Below are 22,840 nucleotides of genomic sequence, written 5' to 3' on the forward strand. Positions count from 1 at the left end.
CAAGGCCCCCGAGCGCAGCGTCCGTAGGCAGCAGCGCCCGCCAGGGCGCTGTCGCCGGAGGTCCGCAGCCCCGCACGTCGCGCCTCTCGCAGGTCCCCCTGCCTCCTCTCCCCACGGCCTCCTCGGCCCCACCCCTCCCACATCTCCACGGCGCGCGACGACTGCGGGGCGGTGCGCGAGGGGGCGCTTGCCCGACGCGCCGCCCCCTCCATACCCCCATCTCCGAGAACTCGACCGCCCGAGGTGGCGAACGCGGCCGCCACGGCCTGTCCGCTCGCCGAATTTGATAGACGCCCGGGGCCCCCGCCGCGTCGACGAGACACGTGATCTTGCGGCCTTCTCGGCGCCCTGGACCACCGGACCCCACGGCATGTCGCGTGCACAAAGGGCGGGCACAACCAACTCGGTTCCCTGAACGAAAGGAGTCGCTCCATGCGTCCCCGACTGCTTCCAGCTCTTACCGCCGTCGCCCTGGCCACCAGCTTCAGTCTCGCGACCCCGAACGCCTCGGCTGAGACCTTCGTCGCCAAGGTGAAGGCCATCGGGAGCGAGTGGGCCACGCGACGGGCCTTCAACAAGGAGTTCGGGCGCTGGGTGAAGGACAGCCGCAGGGCCGGGCGCACCATCCCCTGGGGCGGTGCGGGCGGCATGGGAGACCTGGCCGACAAGATGAGCACGCTCCACAACCGCGTCGTCACCGGCGCCGCGGTGGTCTTCGCCGCCATCGGCACCTACGGCCTCATGGCCGGCCCGGCCAAGGAATCGCCGCTCCTGTCGGCCCTTTTTCTGGGGCCAGCGACCTGGATGATGGCGCGCGCCGCCGCCAAGGGGGACCAGGAGCGGGCCAAGGCACGCCTCGGGGTGGTCGGCATGGCCGGGATGCAGAATCCCGCCAACGTGCCCTCCAAACTGCGGGATCTCGCCACGCAGCTAGCCCTCCATAACATCGCCCGCGCGAAGAAGTAGCCCCCCTTTCCCACGGCTCACCGGAAATCGCGCGAGCGAAAGCCGCAGGCGTACTCGATCGGCTGAAGCTCCTCGGCCAGGATGCTCCGCGCGTCCCCGTCGGCCTGGAGGCGCCCCCGCACGAAGAGCAGCTCGGCCAGGCAGATCAGCGTGCGATGCCGCTCGAAGATCTTCGGCCGCAAGACGATGTCCATCAGCCCCGTCTCGTCCTCGAGCGCCATGAAGACCGCCCCATCCGGCCCCGTCGGGCGCTGGCGCACGATCACGAGCCCCGCTACGCGCACCGGCGCCCCGGGACGCAAGCTGTCGAGATCCGCCTGGCGCGTCACCCCGCTCTTCGCGAGCGCGCTCCGATAGAGCTCGAGCGGGTGCCGCTCGAGGAAGCTGTCGGCGTGGAGGTAATCGAGCCGCAGCACGGCGCCCGCGGAGAGCGGCCCGAAGGCGACCCGCGCCTCCTCGGGGGGCAGGTTCGCCACGAGGTCGCTCCCGCCGAGGGCCAGCGCCTGCCAGAGCGCCTGCCGCCGGTCGCCGCCCAGGCTCCCGAGCGCTCCCGCGAGCGCCAGGCTCACGAGCTGTCGACGATTCAGCTCCACGCGCCTCGCGAGCTCCGCCACCGAGGCGAAGCTCCCCGCCCGCCCCCGCTCGGCGACGATGCGGCGGGCCACCTCGTCCCCGAGCCCCCGCACCGAGGCGAGGCCGAGGCGCAGCGCCCGCTCCTCGAGCGTGGCCTCGAGCGCGCTCCTCTGCACGTCCACGCCGCGAATCGCCACCCCGTGGCGGTGCGCGTCGCTCACGATCGTCGAGACGTGATAGAAGCCCATCGGCTGGGCGTTGATCAGCGCCACCGCGAACTCCGCCGGGTAGTGGCGCTTGAGGTAGGACGAGACGTAGACCAGGTGCGCGAAGGCCGCGGCGTGCGATTCGGGGAAGCCGTAGGAGGCGAAGCCCTCGAGCTGCTGCAGGATGCGGCGAATATAGTCCTCGTCGATCCCGCGCTCCCGCATCGCCGCGCGCAGCCGCTCCTGATGCCGCTCCATGCGCCCGTGCTTGCGCCAGGCGGCCATGTCCCGCCGGAGCTGGTCCGCCTCCCCCGGGCTGTAGCCTCCCACCGCCACCGCCATGCGCATCACCTGCTCCTGGAAGATGGGGATTCCGAGCGTCTTTTCTAGAATGGGACGCAGGCTCGGGTGCGGGTACTCCACCCGCTCCTCGCCGCGCCGCCGCCGGAGGTAGGGGTGCACCATCCCCCCCTGGATCGGCCCCGGCCGCACCAGCGCCACCTCGATCACCAGGTCGTAGAAGCAGCGCGGCTTGAGCCGCGGGAGCATCCCCATCTGGGCCCGCGACTCGATCTGGAACACCCCCACCGTATCGGCGCGCTGGATCATCTCGTAGGTCGCGGCGTCGTCCGGAGGGATCGTGCCGAGCTCGAAGCGCCTGCCGTGCTCGGCCTCGATCAGCGCGAAGGCCCGCGCGATCACGTTCAGCATGCCGAGCCCGAGCAGGTCCACCTTGAAGATGCGGAGCTCGTCGAGGTCGTCCTTGTCCCAGGCGATCACCGTGCGGTTCGGCATGCGCGCGTTCTCGAGGGGCACGATACGGCAGAGCGGCTCGCTCGAGAGCACGAAGCCCCCCACGTGGATCGAGAGGTGTCGCGGAAAATCGAGGAGCTGCTCGGAGAGGGCGAGGAGCTGACGCACGGTACGCCCCGCCGCGTCGAGTCCCGCCGCGCGGGCCGCGTCGCCGCCGGCCTGGCCGAAGCCGTGGCTCACGAAGCGGCTGAAGCGCAGGAGCGTCTGCTCGGGGAGCCCGAGCGCCTTGCCCACGTCCCGCACGGCAGAGCGATGCCGGTAGCGAATCACCTCGGCCACCATCGCCGCCCGCTCACGGCCGTACTTGCCGTAGACGTGCTGGAGCACCTGCTCGCGCCGGTCGTGCTCGATGTCCAGGTCGATGTCCGGGGGTTCGTGCCGCTCGAGCGAGAGGAAGCGCTCGAAGAGCATGTCGATCTGATCCGGCGAGACCGAGGTGATGCGGAGCGCGAAGCAGACCAGCGAGTTGGCCGCCGAGCCTCGGCCCTGGCAGAGGATCCCCTCCCGCGCGCAGTAGGTCACGACCTCCCACATGGTGAGGAAGTAGCCGGCGTAGTCGAGCTGGGCGATGATAGAGAGCTCCCGTTCTAATTGCGGGGCGAGCTCCCGCGCACGCCCCACGCCGAGCCGGTCGATCAGGCCCTCCCGCGCGAGCTGCCCGAGGTAGCCCTCCGCGCTCTGCCCCTCGGGGACCCACTCGCGCGGGTAGTCGTAGCCCATCTCGTCCAGGCGAAAGCGGCAGGCGTGTGCGAGCTCGACGCTCCGCTCCACCACGCCCGGCAGGTCGACGAAGAGCGTCGCCAGCTCCGCGGGGGATTTCAGACAGCGCTCCGCGTTGGGCAGCAGCCGCCGCCCGGCCGCGGCGAGCGCGCACCCCAGCCGGATGCAGCTCAGCACGTCGTGCACCGGCTTGCGGCGCCGGTCGTGAAAGTGCACGTCGTTGGTGGCCACGCTCGGCACGCCGAGGCTCTGGCCGAGCGCCTGCAAAGCGACCGATCGTTCTATATCCCCCGGGCGCAGGTGGCGGGTCAGCTCGAGCACCAGCGCGTCGCCGAAGGCCTCCCGGAGCTCCCCGAGGAGCCGCGCGGCGCCGGCCCGGGCCCCCTTCTTGAAGAGCCGCAAGAGCTGGCTGCGCGGACCTCCCGCGAGCACGAAGAGCTCCTTGCCCCCCGTGGCCAGCACCTCGTCCCGCGTCAGGTGGAAGGCCCCCTTCTCGGCGCGCAGCCTTCCCCGGCTGACGAGCTCGGAGAGCGTCGCGTAGCCCTCGCGACTCCGCGCGAGCAAAAGGAGCGCGTCCGTCTCCTCCCCCACCGAGAGCGCGAGCTCGCTGCCGTAGAGGAGCCGCACGGCCCCCTCGCCGAGCTCCCTCTGCGCGGCGTGGGCCCGCACCACCCCGTAGAGCCCGGAGAGGTCGGTGATCGCCAGGGCCGAAAGCCCGAGCTCGGTGGCCCGCGCGACCAGCTCCTCGGGATGCGAGGCCCCCTCGAGAAAGCTGAAGTTCGACCGACAGTGCAGCTCGGCGTAGGCCATGGGCGTCAATCCACGTAGGCCTGCACGTGCCACTCGCCCTGGCTCCGGAAGAGCCAGAGCACGGCTCCCTCCGCGGTTCGCACGAGCCAGTACTCCCGCTCGAAGCCCGTGGCCCACCACTCGCCCTGCAGCCGATACGGGCCCTCGCGCGCCACCACGCGCTGCAAATGGCGACCGCGAGCCGCTCGCGCCGGCCCCTCCTCCGCGACGGACGAAAGGTCGATGCGCGCCCCCTCGAAGGTCACGGGGCGGGGCGGTTCGATCAGGCAAAGCACCGGAAACGCCGCCGGAGCCGCGGCAGGGCGCTCTTCCTGCCACGCACGACGCGGCGACGCGAGAGAGGCCAGCTCCGTCCCCTCGAGCGGCATCCAGGAAAGTCGCGCCTCCGGCAGATGGCGCTCGACGAGGCGCGGGCGCACCACCGCCTCCCGGCCGAACGTGGCGACGAGACGGCTGCAGATCGTGGCCAGGGCCTCGCGGTCGTGCTCCTGCTGCCGCGCGAAAAGATCGAGCTGCCGGGCGCTCGCGCAGCCCACCTCCACCGCCCGCAAGCCGAACGCTGCCACCGGCGCCGGAAGCTCCTGCGACGAGAGCCAGAGCCGCAGGAGCTCGAGGAGCGTGCGGCTGTTCAGCGTCGGACGCGCGGGGCGAAGGCGGTGCGTGAGCTCGGGCAGGCCCGCACCGGCATGCCCCTCGTGCGGCTCGTGCGCCTCGTGCGACCGCCGCGAATAGATCGCCAGCCGAAGCGTGAGCTCGAGCGTCACCACCACGCGACGGCTGCGCGCCACCTGGGTCAAAAGTCGATCGAGCACGCTCTTGCCGACGAAGAGCAGCGCCTCTAGCTCCTCGAGCGGCTCGTCCAGCTCCTGGAGCACCTCCTCGACCTGGACCGGCTCTTCCACGCGAAAGCGCGAGGTCGTGCTTCCGCGCGCCTGCTCCTCCAGCTCGAGCCCGGCCTTGCCGAAGCGCAGGGCCAAAGCCCCCGGCGGAAGGCGCTCGAGCCCGCCCACCGCCTCGATCCCGAGGAGGCCCAGCAGCCGCGCCATCCCCTCGGGCATGGGCAAGGCCTCGAGCGGGAGCGCGGCCAGGCTCGCGCGATCCTCGCCCGGAGGAATGACCGTCGCCGGTGCCCCCTCCGCCCCCGCGCGCGCCACCGACCAGGCGGCCAGCGCGCTGCCGGCGATGGCCACGCGCCCCTCGTAGCCCAGAGCCCGCACCGTTCGCGCGAGCTTCTCGCCGAGCACCTTCTCGTCGGGGTGCAGCCGCTCGCACCCCGCGAGCGAGAGGAAGAAGGCCCCCTGCTCGTCCCGCCCCACCCCCTCGGCGAAGGCGTAGAGCGCCGCGAGCACCTCCTTGCGCGCGGCGCGCAGAAAGGCCGCATCCGGTGGCACGATCACCGCCTCGGGGCACAGGGCCCGGGCCGTGACCATGGAGAGCCCCGGCTGCAAACCCGCGGCCTCTGCCTCGGGCGTGGCCTCGAGCACCCGCGCGCGCGTCGCCGCCGCGTCGGCCAGGATCACCGGTTGCCCACGCAGCTCCGGCGACTCCCGCAGCCGGGCCGCGAGCTCAAAGCGTGGGATCCAGATGCAGGCCGTGCGGATCATGGAGCTCCACCCGCGCCGTCCGTTCCGTGGGCCCGAGCTTGCTCTTGCAGAGCGCGACCTGGAGCCGCCAGCCCTCCCGTCGCTCCACCGCGAGGTGCAGGCTCACCTGCGTGCCGAGCGACGCCGCGCCCGCGGCCTTCTCGGTGACGAAGAGCACCGCGGCCCCGCTCCGCTCGGCGCCGTGCTGCAAACGCGAAAGCTGTCGCGGCTGCACGCCGCGGCTCACCGGCACATCGAGCACGAGCAGCGCGATGGAACACCCTCCCCCGAGGAGCAGATCCGCGGCGCGAAGGCCGGGCAGCTCGCGCTGGCGCGTCACCCGCGGCGGGCGCACCACCACCAGCGCCTCGAAGGGCGCGCCACCCTCGAGCGCCGGCAAGGGATAAAATCCCCCGAGCGCATCGACCCAGATCGCGAGCTCCCCCCGCCCGAGCGCGGCCCCGCACCAGGCCGCCGCCAGGCTCCGCTTTCCGCTCGACCAGGGGCCAGAGAGCTCGCTCAGCCGTCCGCGCGGGAGCCCCTGCCCGGGGAGCAAGCGGTCGAGCGCCTCGAGCTCGCTCTTCAGCCCACTTGGCGACTCTTCCTGCGAGGCCCGTCGAACCCGGGCGTGACTGAACATATGTTCAGCTATCCCCGATCTCCCTCCCCCTGTCAAGGACGCCCGGGCAAGCGCCTACAGCGCCGATGGAAATCGCGCGTCGGCGATGGACGATCCGCCTCCGTTATGGAATGAGTAGGCCATGCCGCGCTGGATGGCCTGGAGCCTGCTCGTCCTCTTCCTCGTGCACCTCGTCCCCTTCACCTGGCTCACGGTGAAGCGGCGCCAGGCCCGCTATGGCCTGGTGGCGCTGGTCTTTCTCCTGCTCTCCATCTCGTTCGGGCTCGTGCTCTTCGCGCCGGGCTTCACGGTGGGGCACGTGCCGGCCTACTGGTACACGCGCGTCGCGGCCTGGGCCTGCGCCCTGCTGAGCCTGATCCTGGCGGTCCGCAGGCGGCTGCTCGCGAAGCGCGCGGCGATGCGCGACGAAGCGGCCCGCCGCGTGCTGTCGGCGTAATCGAGCAAGGCGCCGGCTGCGTGCACCACGCAGAAGCCTCACCGCAGCTCACTCGACGCGCGGAAGTTGCCCGGAGCGCGGCCGACGCGGCCGGCCCCGAACAGGCCCTCATCGGGAAGATCACGCCTTGAATCTAACCATCCGAGTGCTACAGTAGCGACAAAGATCGTCAGTCGTCGTTCGTATCCCTGGCGCCGACGATCGCGGGGGACCATGTGGCCAGCTCTTCGGTATCTGCTGATGGCCTGTGTGGACCCGAGCGAGGCGTCCTCCAACGCGCAGGCGCTCTTCGTCAACGGACAGCTCGTAGGGCCGGCCACCCCGACCAGCCAGTCGATCGCCAACAGCGCTCAGTTCCACGTGGGTCTCAAGGTGGGGGGTAGCGGCGTTGGACCCTACAACGGACACGTCTCGCACGTCATCGGTTGGGCAGCGTCCGGACTCTGGCCGGGAGGTGCGGACAACCTGATCCTCTGGCGCGAACTCGCACGAGAGCTCTTCGACCGCTGGGTGAACGGCGTCCCCGCGTAGCGGGCCGGAGCTGGACCACCCGTGGCGGCCTGCGCCTCGTGCGTGGACTTCGATCGAGCGTCGATGCGTACGCTCGTGACCATAGGCGAGAAATCAACATGGCACGCAACTTCGCCCCGAACCTGCGTCGCCACGGAGCGCCGGCAGGCGTGTTCGCGGTGCTCGGCCTCGCGCTCCTTGGCGGCGGTTGCGATTCGAGAGACGGGTCGCCGGGTCGCGACGCCGTCGCGGCCGCGGACCTCACGCCGGGCGATGGGCCGCGCGCCGACGGAAACCCCGGAGACGGGCAGCGGCCCGATGGGCACCTGGGCGACGGCGCCCCTGCCGACCGGTCAGTTCAAGATGCGCCCATCCACGACGGCGCGCTCCCCGACGTGCGCGCCTCGGACGGCGGTCCGCGGGATGCACTCGGGCGCGACGCCGTGCCTACCGACGCCCCGCCTCGCGATCTCGCGAGCCCTGACGCTTCGCTGCCACTCGACGCTGCTTCGCCCCTCGACGCCAGTGCGCACGACGCCGCACCACGCGAGGCCGGCGTCTCCCCTGACGGCTCGCCGCCACCAACGCAGCCGGAGCTCTGCACGAGCAACGGATGGTGCTGGATGCATCCGACGCCACCTGTTGCCAGCGAGGAGATCATTGCGGGTCTCTCCGCCTCGGATGTGTACGTCGGTACTCGTGCGCAGGGCGGCCCCACAGAAAACACATGGCTCCTCAAGTACGATGGAGTCTGGAAGCTGCTGCAGCGAGCAGCAACGTACGAGCTCACGGACGTCTGGGCCGGGTCCGGCAAGCTCTTCTTTACCGACCGTCAGGGTCGAGTCCTCACCTACGATGGATCGTCCCTATCCACGAGCAGTGTCGGCAGCGGCCTCGTCCAGATCTTTGGGTTCTCGAACAACGACGTCTTCGTGCGCGGCGACAGCCGGCGATGCGACTACCCCACGAACCCGTCGCAGTGCTGGGAAGCCATCCCCGCCTTGCACCGCTACGACGGCACGACGTGGGCCGGAGTTCCTGGGAACCTCGGGAAGACTCTCAAAGAGGTGTGGGGCTCGTCGGGTACGGATCTCTGGGCGGGAGGTCTCTCGAACGGCGAGCTCGAACGATTCGACGGAACGGCCTGGTCCACCGTGAAGGTGTCAACCTCCGACGGCTTCGGTTCTCTCTGGGGCAAGAGCGCCAACGACATCTATGCCGTCGGACACCGTGGACCCCCGACACCAACGCGCCTGTGGCACTACAACGGCGTGACCTGGATGCCGACGACGGTCGAGGGCGTGACCCGGTTTCTGGGGAGTCTGACGGCAACCGAGGCCCTAGTCCTCGGCGGCGGCATCTTCAATGGCAGCTCCGTGAAATGGCTCCCCTCGCCCACGGCCGAGACCTACTTCGTACACGCGTGGGGGACGGGCCCTCAGAATCTCTACGCCCTCTCGACGTCTGGCGGCTTCTACAGCGGCGTCTACCGCTACGACGGGTCGAAGTGGACGCACCTCCGCCGGGGCATCACGGCGCAGGATCTGCAGGTCATCCGAGCCTCCAGCCGTAGCAGCATCTTCGCCGTGAGCGCGCAGGGCACGGTAGTCCGCTACGACGGCACCCGGTGGACGGCCATGTCGAGCGGGTACGTCGCCCCAGTCGGGCAGACCGTGGACCTCCGTATGAATGATGCCGGAGCGGGTGCCACCGTGTTCTGGCCATACCACGAGTACCGGAGCACCGATGACATCTACATCGCCGATAGCAGTTCGGTCCGACGGCTCCCCCTGGTGAACAAGACGGTTCTTGCCGTCTGGGGCAGCAGTCCGACCGATATCTACGCTGCCGGGAGCGGCGGTTTGATCACGCACTACGATGGAAAGGCCTGGACCCAGCTCGCGCCCAACTACAACGACACCTTCGTCGGCATCACGGGCTTCGGGCCGAAGGAGGTCTACTTCCTCTCCTACAATCGCATCGTGCGCTTCGACGGGCAGGCCTGGTCCACGCTGCAGCCGCCACGCGGCCAGTCGAACCTCACGGCGATCTGCAACAGCGGCACGAACAACCTCGTCGTGGTGGGAGACAACGGCACCATGCTGGTCTTCGACGGCACGAACTGGAGCTCGCGCACCTTCGCCAGCCCTCCCTCGGGCACTGGGCCGAGCTTCTGCATCACCCAGGGACCGAACGACATCTGGTGGGGCGGGCGGCACTATCCGAACGACATCCCGACCTGGCCCAGCTGGCGCCCGGAGACGGCGTTTTACCCCGTGGGCAACGAGATCTTCGCCGTCGGCGCCTACGGCACCATCGTGCATCGGAAGCTGCCCTGATGCGCCGGCGGCCGTCGGCCTCGTACGTGGGCTGACGTCCGCCCAGCGTGTCAGCGCGCGCGACGCAGCCGTCGCAGCGCGAGCAGCGCCAGACCGAGGAAGAGCAGCGCGCCAGTAGATCCGGCGGAGGGCGAGGCCGTCCCGGAGACGGGCGCCGCGCTGCAACCGGCCACGACCCCGGGCGCGGGCTCGGGCTCCTCTTGCACCGGCGGCTGCGCCTTCGGCGGCTGCGTCTTCGGCGGCTCCGGCTTCGTGGGCGCAGGCTGCGTCGGCTGCGGCGTGGCGGGCCCGAGCCCCTCCACCCGGAAGGTCACGTACTCGGTCTTGGACAGGTTTCCCGCCTCGTCCACGGCCACGAGCGTCACGCGGTAGTCGCCGTCCCCGGGGAGGTCGAGCTTCACCTCGGTGAGCCCCTTTACCGCCGCACCCTCGTTCAGCGTGCGGATGGTCGTCTCACCGGCCGGCGTGAACTCCACCTTCGCCTGCAGCCCGATCTTGTCGGCGGGCGACCGGTCGTCCTCGGCCTTCACCGTGACGATCGTCTGGGTCGCCTTCAGCGTCGAAGGCGGCTGCTGCGTCACAGCGAGCGTCGGCGGCTTGCCGTCCACCTCGAAGTCGTAGGTCGTGGGCGTCTTGTCCTCGTTGCCGTTCAGGTCCACCGCCTTGACCTGCACCGTGTACTTGCCGTCCTTGAAGTCCCAGGAGTGGCTGCGGTCGTACTCGGCCTTGCTCCAGGATTTTCCGTCGGTGCTCCAGCTATAGCGGAGCAAGGGTCCCGGCGTCTTGTCGTCGGTTCCGAGGGCCTCGAACCGGATCGTCCCCTCGGTGGTGAGCTTCGGCGGCTGCTTGCTGAGCGTCGTGGTCGGCGCCAGCGTGTCGCTCACGGGCTTCTTGAAGAAGCGGCCGTAGAGGAGCGCGTAGTCGCCGGCCGAGCCCGTCCGCGCGATGTACAGGTAGTAGGGATCGAGAAAGCCGCCCTCCTGCCGAACCACCTGGGGGAGCACCACGCGGCGGTCCAGCGCCGGCTCCACGACCATCGGCGCCACGGACTCGGAGAACCGGAGCACCTTCTCGGCGTCCATCACGAGCCCGGTGGGATCGGTGGCCGTGAGTCGCAGGTTGCTCATCTTGATCTCGTTCAGCCGCTGGATGAGCGCTCCGGTCACCGGATCCAGCTCGAGCCGCAGGCTCACCATCACGTCCACCTTCCCCGTCAGCGTGGTCGCGCCGTTCGGGCCCTCGCCCTCGATGGTGATCGTGTAGTCGGTCAGCTTGACCTCCACCCGCGTCGTGGTGCCGGCGTAGAGCTTCACCGTGGGCGGCTTGTGGGCGTGCACCTCCATCTGCGGAACCGTGGTGATGCGAAAGCCGAGGAGCGCCCCGATCGACCGGTTCTGGTCGTCGGTCATGCCGTTGGCCTTCTGCTGGTCCTTGCGCATGCAGAAGTCCCCCGCCCTCCACATGGCGAGGATCGCGTCCGCGATGGTCTTCTCGGAGAGGGCCACCCCGAGTTCCTCGCCTTGCCAGGCGAAGGCCGGGGTCCCGCTCGGTGCGGGCAAGGTCGGCATCACCGCCGTGAAGCACTTGGCCGTGCGCAGCCCGTCCAGAGCCAGGTCCACGCCCACCGAAAGCCCGGTCTGCATGGCCGCCACGTCGGAGAGCGTGGCGTTCACCGAGTACATGTCGTCCTTGCCGGAGTAGCTCGTCACGTTGCCAAGCGCCTTCTCCACCTCGGCCGGCACGCTCTGCAGCGCCATCCCCTTGAGGAGGTTTCCGACGCCGTCGATGATCTGCTGCTTGGCCTTCGGGATGACGAAGTCGGCGATGCTGCTCACCACGCCGCAGTCGGGCACGGTGATCTGGGTGTTGTCGGGTCGGATGTCGAAGGCCACCTGGGTGTCCTTCATCCGGATCTTCCCCCCCTCGAGCGCGGGCACGAAGGTCCCGGTCACGCCGGCCTTCACGACGTTGAAGACCACCTTGCAGCTGATCGTAGGCCCGATGCAGGGCTTGGCCGTGATCTGCAGGCTCCCCTTCACGTCGGCGTTCAGCGTGGCGGAGAGCTTGCCCGGGACGCTCGAGAGCGTCACGCCGTGGGTCTGGGTCACCTCGCCTTGAATCTTCGCGAAGGTCACGTCCAGACAGGTCGCCTGGAGGTTCGAATCCGGAAAAGTGACGTTCTTCGGGACGAGGTTCTTCAGCTCCTGGCCGATGAAGCGCAGCCCGTCGCTCGAGACCTGGGCCACCACGTCGAGGGACTTGTTGGCGAAGGGGGCCCGTTCGGCTCCCGCGAGCTCGTCCTCCGCTGCCTCGTCCACCATCCCGCACGCCGACCAGCACCCCAGGACTCCGAGGAAGAGGGTTGGCCATCGCGGGAGGAACTTCTTCATGGGGCCTCCGGGCACTGCTGGGTCCATAGTTATGAGATCAAGTTTCGTGCCGCGAATCGCCCCGCCCCTCTCGCCACAAATAGCTGAAATCACGTAGACGTTTACGCGCCGCGGCGGCAGCTGGAGTCGTCTGGTGTCTCGCGGCCCGGCCACTGCTCCGGCCACTGCAGCGGAATCGGTGCGGCGGCTCCGACCGGGGCCGACGCGACGGCCCACGCCGCCGGGGCCCGGTCGCGCCTGGACCCGTCGCGGCTTGGGACTACACTTCCCGCATGCGAGACGCGCCATATGTGGGTCGGTGGTGGGAGCGCCTGGACGAGGAGCGGATCGTCTGCAACCTCTGCCCGCGCCACTGCAAGGTGAAGGACGGGCAGCGAGCCTTCTGCTTCGTGCGCCAGAACGTGGGGGGGCAGATGATCCTCACCACCTACGGGCGCTCGACCGGGTTCTGCATCGACCCGATCGAGAAGAAGCCGCTCAATCACTTCTACCCGGGGAGCGCGGTGCTCTCCTTCGGCACCGCCGGCTGCAACCTGGGCTGCCGCTTCTGCCAGAACTGGGACATCTCCAAGGCGCGCGAGGTGGAGATCCTGAGCCAGTACGCCTCGCCCGAGCTCATCGCCGCCGCCGCCGTCGAGCAGGGGTGCCGCAGCGTGGCCTTCACCTACAACGATCCGGTGATCTTCGCCGAGTACGCCATCGACACGGCCAAGGCCTGCCACGAGCGGGGCATCAAGACCGTCGCCGTCACGTCGGGGTACATCACGCCCGAGGCGCGCGGCGAGTTCTACGCGCACATGGACGCGGCGAACGTGGACCTGAAGGCCTTCACCGAGACCTTCTACGAGAAGCTCTGCTTCGCCGAGCTCGCCCCGATCCTGGACACGCTCAGCTACCTGCGCCGCGAGACGCAGGTCTGGTTCGAGGTCACGACCCTGCTCATCCCGGGGCAGAACGACTCCGAGGAGGAAGTGGCCAAGCTCTGCGACTGGTTCGTGCGCGAGCTCGGCGACGAGGTGCCGCTGCACTTCACCGCGTTTCATCCCGACTTCAAGATGCTCGACCTGCCGCCCACGCCCCCCTCGACCCTCTTCCGCGCGCGACGGCAGGCGCTCTCGGCCGGGCTGAAGCACGTCTACACGGGGAACGTCCTCGACCGCGAGGGCCAGAGCACCTATTGCGCCGGCTGCGGCGCGCTACTGATCGAGCGCAGCGGCTACACCCTCGGCACCTGGGCTCTCACCGACGAGGGGCGGTGCCAGAAATGCTCCCGCGCGCTGCCGGGTCGCTTCGCGGCGCGACCCGGAGCCTGGGGGGCGCGCCGCCAGCCGGTCCGCTTCCACAGCGACGCCTAGGCCTGCGGCCGGAAATCCCGCGGCCGGAGATCGCACGGCCCCGCCGCCCCGGGCATGTATCGTGCAAAACCTTCTTGCATGCGCGTGCGCTCCGTCGCCGCGCTGGCGGTGCTCCTCGTGTTTACGGGAGCGGTCAGCGCGGCACCCGATCGGGACAAGACCACAGGAAGTAACCCGTTCGGAGTCCGCCGCGCCGCGCCCCCGTGGCAGGCGAGCCCGCGTGACCGAGCTGGCGTACCCGGTAGCCAGCCTGACCAGAGCCGCCCGCCCCAGCGCCGCCTCCCGTCCGCAGCCCGGCGACTCCTCGAGGCCCTCCGCGCGCGCCTGCCCGAGCGCACCGCCACCTGGCTCGCGACCCCGGCCGCCGACGAGCTCGTCGAGCACGCCCGCGAGCTGCACCTGCTCTCGAGGAACCAGGTGCCGACGAGCCGCCGCGAGGTGGCCGCCCTGCGGCGCGCGATCGTCGCCGAGGAGCTGCGGCTGGCTCAGCAGGCCGACCCGCGCAACACGACGGCGCTCGTACACCACGTGATGCGTCGCTTCGCCCGCGCCCAAGGGATGCAGGCCGAGCCCCTCCGCGTGCTCTTCGGCTTCTCGCGGATGATCGACGTGAAGACAGCCGTCTCGGCGGGCTTCATGCGCAAGATGGAAGAGGCGCTCCTCGCGCAGGGAGTGAACAAGGCCGAGCTCCTCGCGCGCATCAACCGCGGAAGGCCGGCGGGCAAGGGCCCGGTCGACCGCCTGGACGACCTGATGGTCGAGCTCGTCCGCGAGCAGGTCGCGGGGGAAGGGGAACCGAAGCCGATCCTCGTCACGACCCGCCTCGCCCGGGAAGTGCAGCAGACCCTCTCCACCGGGCAAAACGCGGTCTCGGTGCGGGAAGCCACCGGCGGCGCCCCGGCCTTCGGCTCGAACCTCGCACAGCTCTTCCACCAGGTGGTGGCGAGCTTTCACAGCTCGGGGCGGCTGTCGCGGCGCCAGAACGACGCCTTCGAGCCGGGCGTGCGAATCGTGACGCGGGAGAGCGGCCCCGAGGGAGCGGCCCCGCTGGCCGTGGATCCGGCCTCGGGCAAGCCGCTGAGCTACGGGCCGCGGGCCAAGACCAAGGTGAACGTGATCATCCAGTCGCCCGCCGGGCTCGACTTCGGCAGCTTCATGGGCGAGCGGCAGCTCACCATCGACGGCAAGGTCTACCCCTGCCGCACCTCGGCGAAGGTCGGCCGCGTGGTCCTCAGCACCGAGGCCTCCTTCGCGCCCACCTTCGATCCGCGGCTGACCAAGGCCGAGCTCGGCGCCCTCGGCAAGGCGAACGACCTCTTCGTGCTGGCGGGGATGCACTACCTGACGAGCTACGCCCCCGAGAGGCTCGCTCGCGCCGGACAGCGCCTGCGCTGGCAGCTCGGGGTGATGCGCGCGGCGAACCCCGACCTCTACGTGCACTACCAGTACGTGAAGGCCAAGGACCCGGCCAAGGAGGCGCAGGTCTTCCGGGCGCTGCAGGGCCGCGTGGACAGCATCTCGCTCAACGCCACCGAGCTCTGGGAGCTCGCCCGGAACCTGGATCGCCAGCCTCTCGTGCCGGGACGCGCGCCGCTCGCCATGCCGGCCCAGGAAGAGCCGGCGGAGCGCAAGGTGGCCGAACGACCGGAGCGCATTTACGAGCTCGCGCGCTTCCTGCTCGAGGCGATGGCGCTCGAGCGCGTGCACATTCACGGCTACGAGGTGGACCTCATCGTGACGCGCCGGGGGAGTTCCGAGCGCATGAGCCGCGAAGGCCTCGCGGCCCTCGGTGGACGGCAGCTCGGCCTGAACAAGGTCGTGAACCCGAGCGGCGAGCTCCGCACACGCAAGGACGTCTGGGCGGTGCTCCCGACGCTGCAAGCGAGCTCGTTCGGCGCGATCCAGCGCTTCGCCGACGGGCTCGTGGCGGAGGGACGCCTGAGCCGGTCAGCCCGCGACGCGGCGGTGAGGAACGGCGTCTTTCAGGACGCGAAGGACGGCACCTGGGTCTCCGTCACGCCCACGCGGCAGTTCCACGGCAGCCTGCCGGGAGGCCTCATCAGCCTCGGAGACACGATTGACATCTCCACCCTGCTCCGCTCCTTCCGACGCGGAGAGGGCCGGCACGCGGCTCCCTGAGGGACGGTCTACTTGTCGATCGAGGACTGCTTCACCCAGCGGCGATAGGACGCGACGATCTGGCTCCCCTTGGGCACGCTCACCCCGACGAAGACCAGGCTGTTCGAGGCCCCCACGTAGTCGAAGCCCTGCACGCGGCTGCGCGGGATCGTGTTCAGGTCCAGCGCCACCGCGATCGACGCGCTGATCGGCTTGTACTGCAGGATGGCCGGGCTCGCGGCTCCCGTCACCGAGTCGATGATCGCCTGGAGCGTCGCGCCCAGGTTCTTCTGGCAGATGTCGGCGGTGGTTCCGCCCGTGGCCTTCACGAGGTCCAGATAGCCGTGGGCCATCTCGGGCTTCTCCTTGTCGCAGCCCGTCGAATTGCAGAGGCCGCCGATGAGATGCACCATGGCCTTCGCCTCGGCCCCGAACTGGGCGTCCTTGCCCGTGAAGAGGTTCACCCAGGCCTGGACGTAGTCGGCTGCCTTCTGCTGCTTGGCGGCCGTCAGCGTGCACTGGCTGTAGTCCGAGTACTCGAGAAAGCCCGAGCGGCTCTTGTAGGAGGTGCCGCTCTTGAACTCCTGCGGGACCTCGTCGGTGGCTACGATGATCACGACCGTCGCCTCGGGCCGGATCTTCGAGGGGTCTCCCGCCTTGCGTGGCAGGTGCCGCGCCACCGCCTCGTAGGTGTGAGCCAGCCCGTATTCCGAGCCGCCCTCTTCGTACGGCGGGTTCTCGACGCAGGACTTGAAGATCGCCTCTTCGTTCGGCTGCAGAAACCGGTCGGGACCGCCATCGTCCTCGGTGGTCGCGTACTGGCTCTTGGCCGGCATCTGCTTGCCGCAGAACTTGCCCACCTCCACCTTGGGCCCGCCGCCCCACAGCCCGCCCGCCGGCGACTTCATCCCCGCCACGGCCATGCGGAAGTCGAGGCCCGACTTCACGGCGCGCGCGAAGAAGTCGGCCGCGTTGGCCACGATGTCCTTGCGGTTGTCATCCATCGAGCCCGACTCGTCCACGATCCAGATGATGTCGGCGATCGGCGTGCCCGTGAGAATGAAGGGATCGCACTCCACGGTGTCGGAGTCGGCGAGCGTCGCGAGACCCGTCCCGTTCGACAGGTCGTCCAGGTGAAACCCGGTCGAGTTCTTCGACTCCTGCGCCATCGGCGTGGCCGCCACGGCCCCCATCACCAGGTAGCGCCCGTCCTTGCGGAGCAGGGTCTGCATGCGGAGCACGAGCTCGGTTCCGCTCGGGCCGAAGGTGGCCGGCGGGAGCTTGCTCAGGGTCTTGCCGACGAGCGCGCCCAGGACCAGGTCGCGCACCGCCGGCGGGTTCATGGCCGACGACGGCTGCACGGCGAGCTGCGTGGAGACCACGGTGGCGTACCCGTCGTGGCTCGTCACCGTCGAGCCCGAGGAGACCTGGCTCACGCTGGCCTTCCCCTGGAGCCTGCTCGTGAGGTCCGTGATCATCTTGCTGGAGATAGCGCCGACGTCGTTCGAGCTCGTGGGGAGCGAGACGATGAAGCCCGCCACGGCCTGCGTCGCCCCGGGCAGGTCGAAGGTCGCACCGGCTTCGTTCGCTCCGGCGCCGGCGATCGTGACCTCGCCGTAGCTCGAGTCCTTCTCGAGGGCCAGCTTCCAGGTCCCCGTCGTCGACTTGTGGAAGTTGATCGGCTTGAGCCCCTGGTAGCTGGTCTCGGCGCGCTTGCGGCAGATGAAGGTGGGGAGGTCCTTGTCGGCCTTGCCGCCCGTGAAGGTGGTGGCCTTCTTCGCGTCGGTCTCGCCGTTCGCGCAGAGGAACTCCGCCGCCGGCTTGCACGCGCCGCCTTCGCAGGTCTGACCCGGGCCGCACTCGCCCGACTTCACCGTCGGACAGCCGGGGCGACTCTCCCCGCACTTGGAGAGGCAGCAGCCGAGCAACCCGTCTCCGTTGAGGTCCTCGTCTCCGTCCTTGACGCCGTCCCCGTCCGAGTCCTCGTCGCGGTAGTCGGGGATCTTGTCCCCGTCGGTGTCTCTCTTCCCTTCGACCTTATCCAGCACCGCGTCGTTGTCCGAATCGGTATCCGCGTAATCTGGAATACCGTCCTTGTCGGTGTCTCGGGCCGGCGAGCCGCAGCCTTCCACGTCGTCGGGGATGCCGTCCTTGTCGGCATCGGCCCCCTTGGCGCAGGTGCCGAAGCCGGCCTCGGGCCAGGCCTGACCCGCCTCGGTCAGCGGGCCTCCACCTCCGTCGGGTTCTCCCTCGGTGATGAAGTTCGTGCCGCCACACGCGGCGAGAAGGGTCGGGATCGTGAGCAGCGCGGCGAGAAGGAACGGACGTACCACGTGGTGCAGCGTCATCACCCATCCTTTCGTCAACAGCCTCAGGGTGCGCGCACTATAACGAAGGGCCCCGGCGGCGTACACAGCCGCGTGCACGCCAAGCGGAACAAAATCGCGGCGGTAGGGAAGTTGGCGAGGCTAGCCTACATCGACGCACCCTCGCTCCGGGGGTGGCGTCGCCTCAGAAATACGTTTCTTTGTGCACGTGATAGCCGAGCTGGACCAGCTGGCCGGCCGGATGCGAGGCCCCCACCCGCTGGGCCTCGGCGCGAGCGGAGCCGAAGGTGAGGTCGTTGACCATCCCGCCGTGCCCGCAGACGTAGACGCAGGTCGCGTCGTCCGGGCGGATCCCGTACTGGCCGAAGTACCAGAGGAGGTTGCGGTTCACGCGCAGGATGTCGTGCCGCCTCTCGTCGGCCACCCAGCCCCGATTTCTGCCGGGTTCCCGCTCGAGACCTGGAATCTGGCTCACAGTGTTTCGGTAGAGGATCGTGAAATCCGCCTCGGCGAGGGCCGAGAGCTCCTCCGCGTAGCCGAACTCGTCCTGATAGCTGGCTCCCTGAAAGACGTAGACGCGTTTGAAGCGCCGGCCGTAGTAGCCGTCGGGATGCTCCGCGGTCCGATGCGCGTAGGCCCGCAGCATGGAGACGTAGGGCGCGACGCCGGTCACCGTGGAGACGAGGACCTGGACGTCGTAGTGCGGGTCCAGCAGGAAGCCTCCCTTGGCCTTGGGACGCAGAGTCACCTCGTGCCCGGGCTGGAGCTGGAAGAGGCGCACCGTGAGCGTGTCCGGCGTCTGCAGGTCCGTCGGCGCCAGCTCGAGGAAGAGCTCGATCAGCCGCTCGTGGGGCGCCGACGCAATCGAGTACGGGCGCTCGATGCCGTCGATCCCCAGGGTCACGTACTGGCCGGGCTTGAAGGGGATCGGGCTCTGCGGCTCGATCCAGAGGATCATCAGGCTGGGGTTGAGGTCCCTTCGGCGAACCACACGGCCGGTCACGAACTCCTGGTGCAGCGTCATGTGGTGCTCCGGCGGCTCGCAAAGAGCTCTGCTTCGTGGAGGTCGAGCCCGAAGAGCCGGTCCGCGTTGCGGCTCGTCTGCTCGGCGAGGTGCCCGGGCTCCACGCCCCGCAGCTCTGCGAGGCACCTCAGCGTGTACGCCACCAAGGCCGGCTCGTTACGTCGCCCACGCCGCGGCACGGGGGCGAGGTACGGCGCGTCCGTCTCGACGAGCAGGCGCCCCTCGGGGACCCACGTCGCGGCCTCGCGGAGCGCCGTGGCCTTGGGGAAGGTGATCACTCCGGCCAGCGAGATGTGAAGGCCCAGGCCGAGGGCCCGCTCCGCCTCCGGACGCCCCCCGCTGAAGCAGTGCAGCACGCCTCCGCCGGGAACGCCGACCTCGTCGAGGAGCGCGAAGGCGTCCTCGAAGGCCTCGCGCACGTGGATCACCACGGGCCGACGGAGCTCTCCGGCCAGCTCCAGGTGCCGTCGAAAGAGCGCGCGCTGCACCTCGGGGGGCGAGAAGTCGTAGTGATAGTCGAGCCCGGTCTCCCCCACGGCCACGACCTTGGGCTCGCCGTGCAGGGCGCGGATCGCCGGCCAGTCGCCGCCCGAGAACTTGCCCGCCTCGTGCGGGTGGACCCCGACCGCGGCGTAGAGCTCGCGGTGGGCCTGCGCGAGGGCCAGCGCGGCGCGCGAGGTGCCGAGCTCGGTGCCGACGGTCAGGATCCGGAGGACTCCCGCGGCGCGCGCTCGCTCGAGCACCTCAGGGAAGTCCTCGGCGAAGTCCGGGCCGTCCAGGTGCGCGTGGCTGTCGACGAGAGGCAGGGGGTTGTCGGCGGCGATCATGGGGCGCACATTGTAGCGGGCGTGTGGGGCGGTGCCTAGCATGCCCTGCCCCGGCCCCTCGGGTTGCGGCCCGGTGACACCGACGGTAGGATGCCCGCTTCCGCGGGAACGGGAACATGTCCGATCAACTCTCGTCCGATCTTGCATCGCTCCGCATCAACCGGGAGGAAGCGCCCGGCCGAGGCCGCGGACTGCGGCTTATCCTCGCGCTCGCGGCGGTGGCCGGCCTCGTCGCGGTGGGCTACTTCGTCGGCCTGCCGCTCGTGGAATCCAAGGTCTTCAAGGCCGAGGTCTCGCTGACCGAGGTGAGCCTGATCTCGCCGGCGCAGGCCCAGGTGCAGCTCACGGCCACCGGGTACGTCGTCCCGCAGACGCTCTCCAAGGTCTCGGCCAAGGTGCAGGGGCGCGTGGCGCGGGTCCTGGTCAGGGAAGGGGACCTCGTGCGGGCGGGGCAGAAGCTCCTCGAGCTCGAGACCTCGGACCAGCGGGCAGCAATCGCGGCCGCCGCGTCGCGCGTCCTCGCCGCCCGGGCCACCGCCGCCACCGCGCGCGCGCGTCTGGCGGAAGCGCAGCAGCAGCTGGCCCGCGAACGACTCCTTGCAGCTCGGGGAGCCTCGGCCAAGGCCGTGGCGCAGGACCTCGCGGCGCGGGTCACGTCGCTCGACGGCGAGGTGAAGGCCGCCGACGCGCAGGCCAAGGTGGCGCAGGCCGAGGTGACGTCCCTCCAGGTGAACCTGGGCCACGCGATCGTGCTCGCGCCCATCGGCGGGACCGTGATCACCAAGCCTCCGGCCGTCGGGGAGCTCGTCGGGCCGGCGAGCCCACCGCTCCTCGAGGTGGCGGACTTCGCCACGCTGATGCTGGAGGCCGACGTCCCCGAGGGGCGCCTGCACCTCGTGCGCAAGGAGGCCCCCTGCGAGATCGTGCTCGACGCGTTTCCGTCGCGGCGCTATCGAGGGGCCGTGCACGAGCTCAGCCAGCGGGTGAACCGGGCCAAGGCCACGGTGATCGTGAAGGTGAAGTTCGTGGACGCGGCCGAGGGCGTCCTCCCCGACATGGCGGGGCGGATCAACGTGCTCGAGAGGGCGCTCGACGCCGCGACCATGAAGGAGCCCCCGAAGCTCGTCGTGCCCGGCGGCGCGGTGGCCGACCGGCAAGGGGCCAAGGTGGTCTTCGTGCTCGAGAACGGCGCCCTGCGAATGGTGCCCGTGACCCTCGGCCCCCCTCTCGGCGGCGGCTTCGTGCTCGAGCGCGGGCCCGGGGCCGGAACGAAGGTCGTGAAGAACCCGCTCCCCAGCTTCACCGACGGGCAGCGGGTCAAGGAAAGGAGCGAGTGATGGCGGAGACGGCGAGCGAGGAGAAGGCCATCGCGCGGCTGAGACGCGTCGAGAAGACCTACTGGCGCGGCAAGGAGCCCGTGAAGGTGCTGGACGGCCTGGACCTCGAGATCCCGAGCGGCTCCTTCGAGGCCCTCATGGGACCGTCGGGCTCGGGGAAGACCACGCTGCTGAACCTCATCGCCGGGCTCGACCGCCCGAGCGCCGGGAGCGTGGAGGTGGCTGGGCAGGACCTCACGAACCTCGGCGAGGCGGCCCTCGGGACCTGGCGCTCGCGCACCATCGGCTTCATCTTCCAGGCGTACAACCTCGTGCCGGTGCTGACGGCGCTGCAGAACGTGGAGCTGCCGCTGCTCCTCACCAAGCTCTCGGGCAAGGAGCGCAAGCAGCGCGCGCAGACGGCCCTGCGCGTGGTGGGCCTCGAGGAGCGGATGCAGCACTTTCCCCGCCAGCTCTCCGGCGGGCAGGAGCAGCGCGTGGCGATCGCCCGCGCCATCGTGAACGACCCGAAGATCATCGTGGCCGACGAGCCGACGGGGGACCTCGACCGCAAGAGCGCCGACGAGATCCTGACCCTGCTCGAGAAGCTGAACCGCGAGTTCAAGAAGACGATCGTGATGGTGACGCACGACCCGGCGGCGGCCGAGCGCGCGTCGATCACGCGGCGCCTCGACAAGGGGACGCTCGTCTCATGAAGCTCGGACGCCTGGCCGCGAAGAGCCTGCTTCGTAACAAGGTCCGCACCAGCCTCACCGTCCTCGGGGTGGCCATCGCGGTGCTGACCTTCGTGCTCCTCCGCACCATCATCTCCGCCTGGACCGTGGCCGCCGACCACGCCGCGAAGGACCGCGTGGTGACGCGCCACAAGGTCACCTTCATCATGCCCCTGCCGAAGCGCTACATCGACGAGGTGCGCCAGCTCAAGGGGGTCAAGGAGGCGACCTTCGCCAACTGGTTCGGCGCCAAGGACCCGAAGCACGAGCGCGAGTTCTTCGGCACCCTGGCCGTGGATACGAACACGTTCCTTTCGGTCTACGACGAGATGCTGGTTCCCCCCGACCAGATCGCAGGCTGGAAGAAGGAACGGCAGGGGGCGATCGTGGGGGACGTGCTGGCCAAGAAGCTCGGCTGGAAGGTGGGGGATCGCGTGACCCTTCAGGGCAGCATCTTCCCCGGCGACTGGCCCTTCACCATCTCCGGCATCTACACCGCCACGCGCAAGTCGGTCGACCGCTCCACCTTCTTCTTCCACTGGGACTACATGAACCAGTCCATCCCCGAGGCGCGGCGGGACCAGATCGGCTGGGTGGTCTTCCGCGTGGACGACCCCACGCGCTCCGCCGACCTGGCCCAGGTGGTGGACCGGCACTTCGACACGCGGGACGTCCAGACCCTGAGCCAGAGCGAGCGGGCCTTCAACCTCTCCTTCCTGGGGATGATCTCGACGGTGCTGAAGGCCATCGACATCATCTCCATCGTGATCCTGGCCATCATGATGCTCGTGCTCGGCAACACCATCGCGATGGGGGTCCGGGAGCGCATCAACGAGCACGGCGTCCTCCGGGCCATCGGCTTCTCCCCGATGCAGATCGCGAGCGCGGTGGTGATGGAGTCGGTCGTGCTTGGCCTGCTCGGCGGCGGAGTCGGCTTGCTCATCGCCTACCCCTTCCTCGAGAAGGGGCTCGGCCGCTGGCTCGAGGAGAACCTGGGCGCGCTCTTCCCCTTCGTGCGGGTGGGGACCTCCACGGCCATCCTGGCCCTCGGGCTAGCGGTCCTCCTCAGCCTCGTGGCGTCGTTGCCCCCCGCGTATCGAGCCTTCCGGCTGCGGGTGGTCGACGCCCTCCGGCGGATCGGTTAGGAGCCAGG

The 22,840-nt window shown here is 69.8% G+C and carries 16 protein-coding genes; 9 read left to right on the forward strand and 7 right to left on the reverse strand.

What is annotated here, in order from left to right:
• Window positions 1-432 precede the first annotated feature (432 nt).
• Window positions 433-966, forward strand: coding sequence for a hypothetical protein (locus tag IT371_16355; GenBank protein MCC6749236.1), 534 nt, complete (start codon window positions 433-435; stop codon window positions 964-966).
• Window positions 967-983: 17 nt separating this feature from the next.
• Here the strand turns inward: IT371_16355 and IT371_16360 are convergent, their stop codons facing one another.
• Genes IT371_16360 through IT371_16370 form a run of 3 tightly spaced genes read right to left on the reverse strand, consistent with a single transcriptional unit; the run spans window position 984 to window position 6,311 of the window.
• A complete protein-coding gene (locus tag IT371_16360; GenBank protein ID MCC6749237.1) occupies window positions 984-4,088 on the reverse strand; it encodes an error-prone DNA polymerase in 3,105 nt (1,034 codons plus the stop codon).
• Between the two features lie 5 nt (window positions 4,089-4,093).
• Complete coding sequence (locus tag IT371_16365; protein ID MCC6749238.1) at window positions 4,094-5,692, reverse strand: DNA polymerase Y family protein; 1,599 nt, start codon at window positions 5,690-5,692, stop codon at window positions 4,094-4,096.
• A complete protein-coding gene (locus IT371_16370) occupies window positions 5,655-6,311 on the reverse strand; it encodes a hypothetical protein (GenBank protein MCC6749239.1) in 657 nt (218 codons plus the stop codon). Before IT371_16370 ends, IT371_16365 begins: the two co-directional genes overlap by 38 nt.
• Before the next feature lie 121 nt (window positions 6,312-6,432).
• Between IT371_16370 and IT371_16375 the strand changes: the two genes are divergently transcribed.
• From IT371_16375 to IT371_16385, 3 genes are all read left to right on the forward strand, one after another.
• Complete coding sequence (locus IT371_16375; protein ID MCC6749240.1) at window positions 6,433-6,747, forward strand: hypothetical protein; 315 nt, start codon at window positions 6,433-6,435, stop codon at window positions 6,745-6,747.
• A 213-nt stretch (window positions 6,748-6,960) separates the two neighbouring features.
• Window positions 6,961-7,278: a hypothetical protein gene (locus IT371_16380; protein ID MCC6749241.1), complete on the forward strand. Its 318-nt coding sequence runs from the start codon at window positions 6,961-6,963 to the stop codon at window positions 7,276-7,278.
• Between the two features lie 98 nt (window positions 7,279-7,376).
• Complete coding sequence (locus IT371_16385; GenBank protein ID MCC6749242.1) at window positions 7,377-9,596, forward strand: hypothetical protein; 2,220 nt, start codon at window positions 7,377-7,379, stop codon at window positions 9,594-9,596.
• Window positions 9,597-9,646: 50 nt separating this feature from the next.
• Here the strand turns inward: IT371_16385 and IT371_16390 are convergent, their stop codons facing one another.
• Entirely contained in the window at window positions 9,647-11,986 is a 2,340-nt protein-coding gene (locus IT371_16390; protein ID MCC6749243.1) for a hypothetical protein, read from the reverse strand.
• Window positions 11,987-12,258: 272 nt separating this feature from the next.
• On the opposite strand from IT371_16390, the gene amrS reads away from it, so the two are divergent.
• Together amrS and IT371_16400 are read left to right on the forward strand one after the other, a co-directional pair.
• Window positions 12,259-13,341, forward strand: coding sequence for an AmmeMemoRadiSam system radical SAM enzyme (amrS, locus tag IT371_16395; GenBank protein ID MCC6749244.1), 1,083 nt, complete (start codon window positions 12,259-12,261; stop codon window positions 13,339-13,341).
• 78 nt (window positions 13,342-13,419) lie between these two features.
• On the forward strand, window positions 13,420-15,480 hold the full coding sequence (locus IT371_16400; GenBank protein ID MCC6749245.1) for a hypothetical protein: 2,061 nt from the start codon (window positions 13,420-13,422) through the stop codon (window positions 15,478-15,480).
• 8 nt (window positions 15,481-15,488) lie between these two features.
• On the opposite strand, the gene IT371_16405 is transcribed toward IT371_16400, so the two are convergent.
• From IT371_16405 to IT371_16415, 3 genes are all read right to left on the reverse strand, one after another.
• Entirely contained in the window at window positions 15,489-17,807 is a 2,319-nt protein-coding gene (locus tag IT371_16405; protein ID MCC6749246.1) for a hypothetical protein, read from the reverse strand.
• 163 nt (window positions 17,808-17,970) lie between these two features.
• Window positions 17,971-18,810 (reverse strand): hypothetical protein, encoded by an 840-nt coding sequence (locus IT371_16410; protein ID MCC6749247.1) that lies wholly within the window; start codon window positions 18,808-18,810, stop codon window positions 17,971-17,973.
• A complete protein-coding gene (locus IT371_16415) occupies window positions 18,807-19,637 on the reverse strand; it encodes a TatD family hydrolase (protein MCC6749248.1) in 831 nt (276 codons plus the stop codon). Before IT371_16415 ends, IT371_16410 begins: the two co-directional genes overlap by 4 nt.
• Window positions 19,638-19,753: 116 nt before the next feature.
• On the opposite strand from IT371_16415, the gene IT371_16420 reads away from it, so the two are divergent.
• Genes IT371_16420 through IT371_16430 form a run of 3 tightly spaced genes read left to right on the forward strand, consistent with a single transcriptional unit; the run spans window position 19,754 to window position 22,832 of the window.
• Window positions 19,754-20,974: an efflux RND transporter periplasmic adaptor subunit gene (locus IT371_16420; GenBank protein ID MCC6749249.1), complete on the forward strand. Its 1,221-nt coding sequence runs from the start codon at window positions 19,754-19,756 to the stop codon at window positions 20,972-20,974.
• A complete protein-coding gene (locus IT371_16425; GenBank protein MCC6749250.1) occupies window positions 20,974-21,669 on the forward strand; it encodes an ABC transporter ATP-binding protein in 696 nt (231 codons plus the stop codon). Before IT371_16420 ends, IT371_16425 begins: the two co-directional genes overlap by 1 nt.
• Window positions 21,666-22,832, forward strand: coding sequence for an ABC transporter permease (locus IT371_16430; GenBank protein MCC6749251.1), 1,167 nt, complete (start codon window positions 21,666-21,668; stop codon window positions 22,830-22,832). The genes IT371_16425 and IT371_16430 overlap by 4 nt, the downstream gene beginning before the upstream one ends.
• The last annotated feature ends 8 nt before the right edge of the window (window positions 22,833-22,840 follow it).

The organism is Deltaproteobacteria bacterium, from assembly GCA_020848905.1.
Taxonomy (GTDB): Bacteria; Myxococcota_A; Polyangia.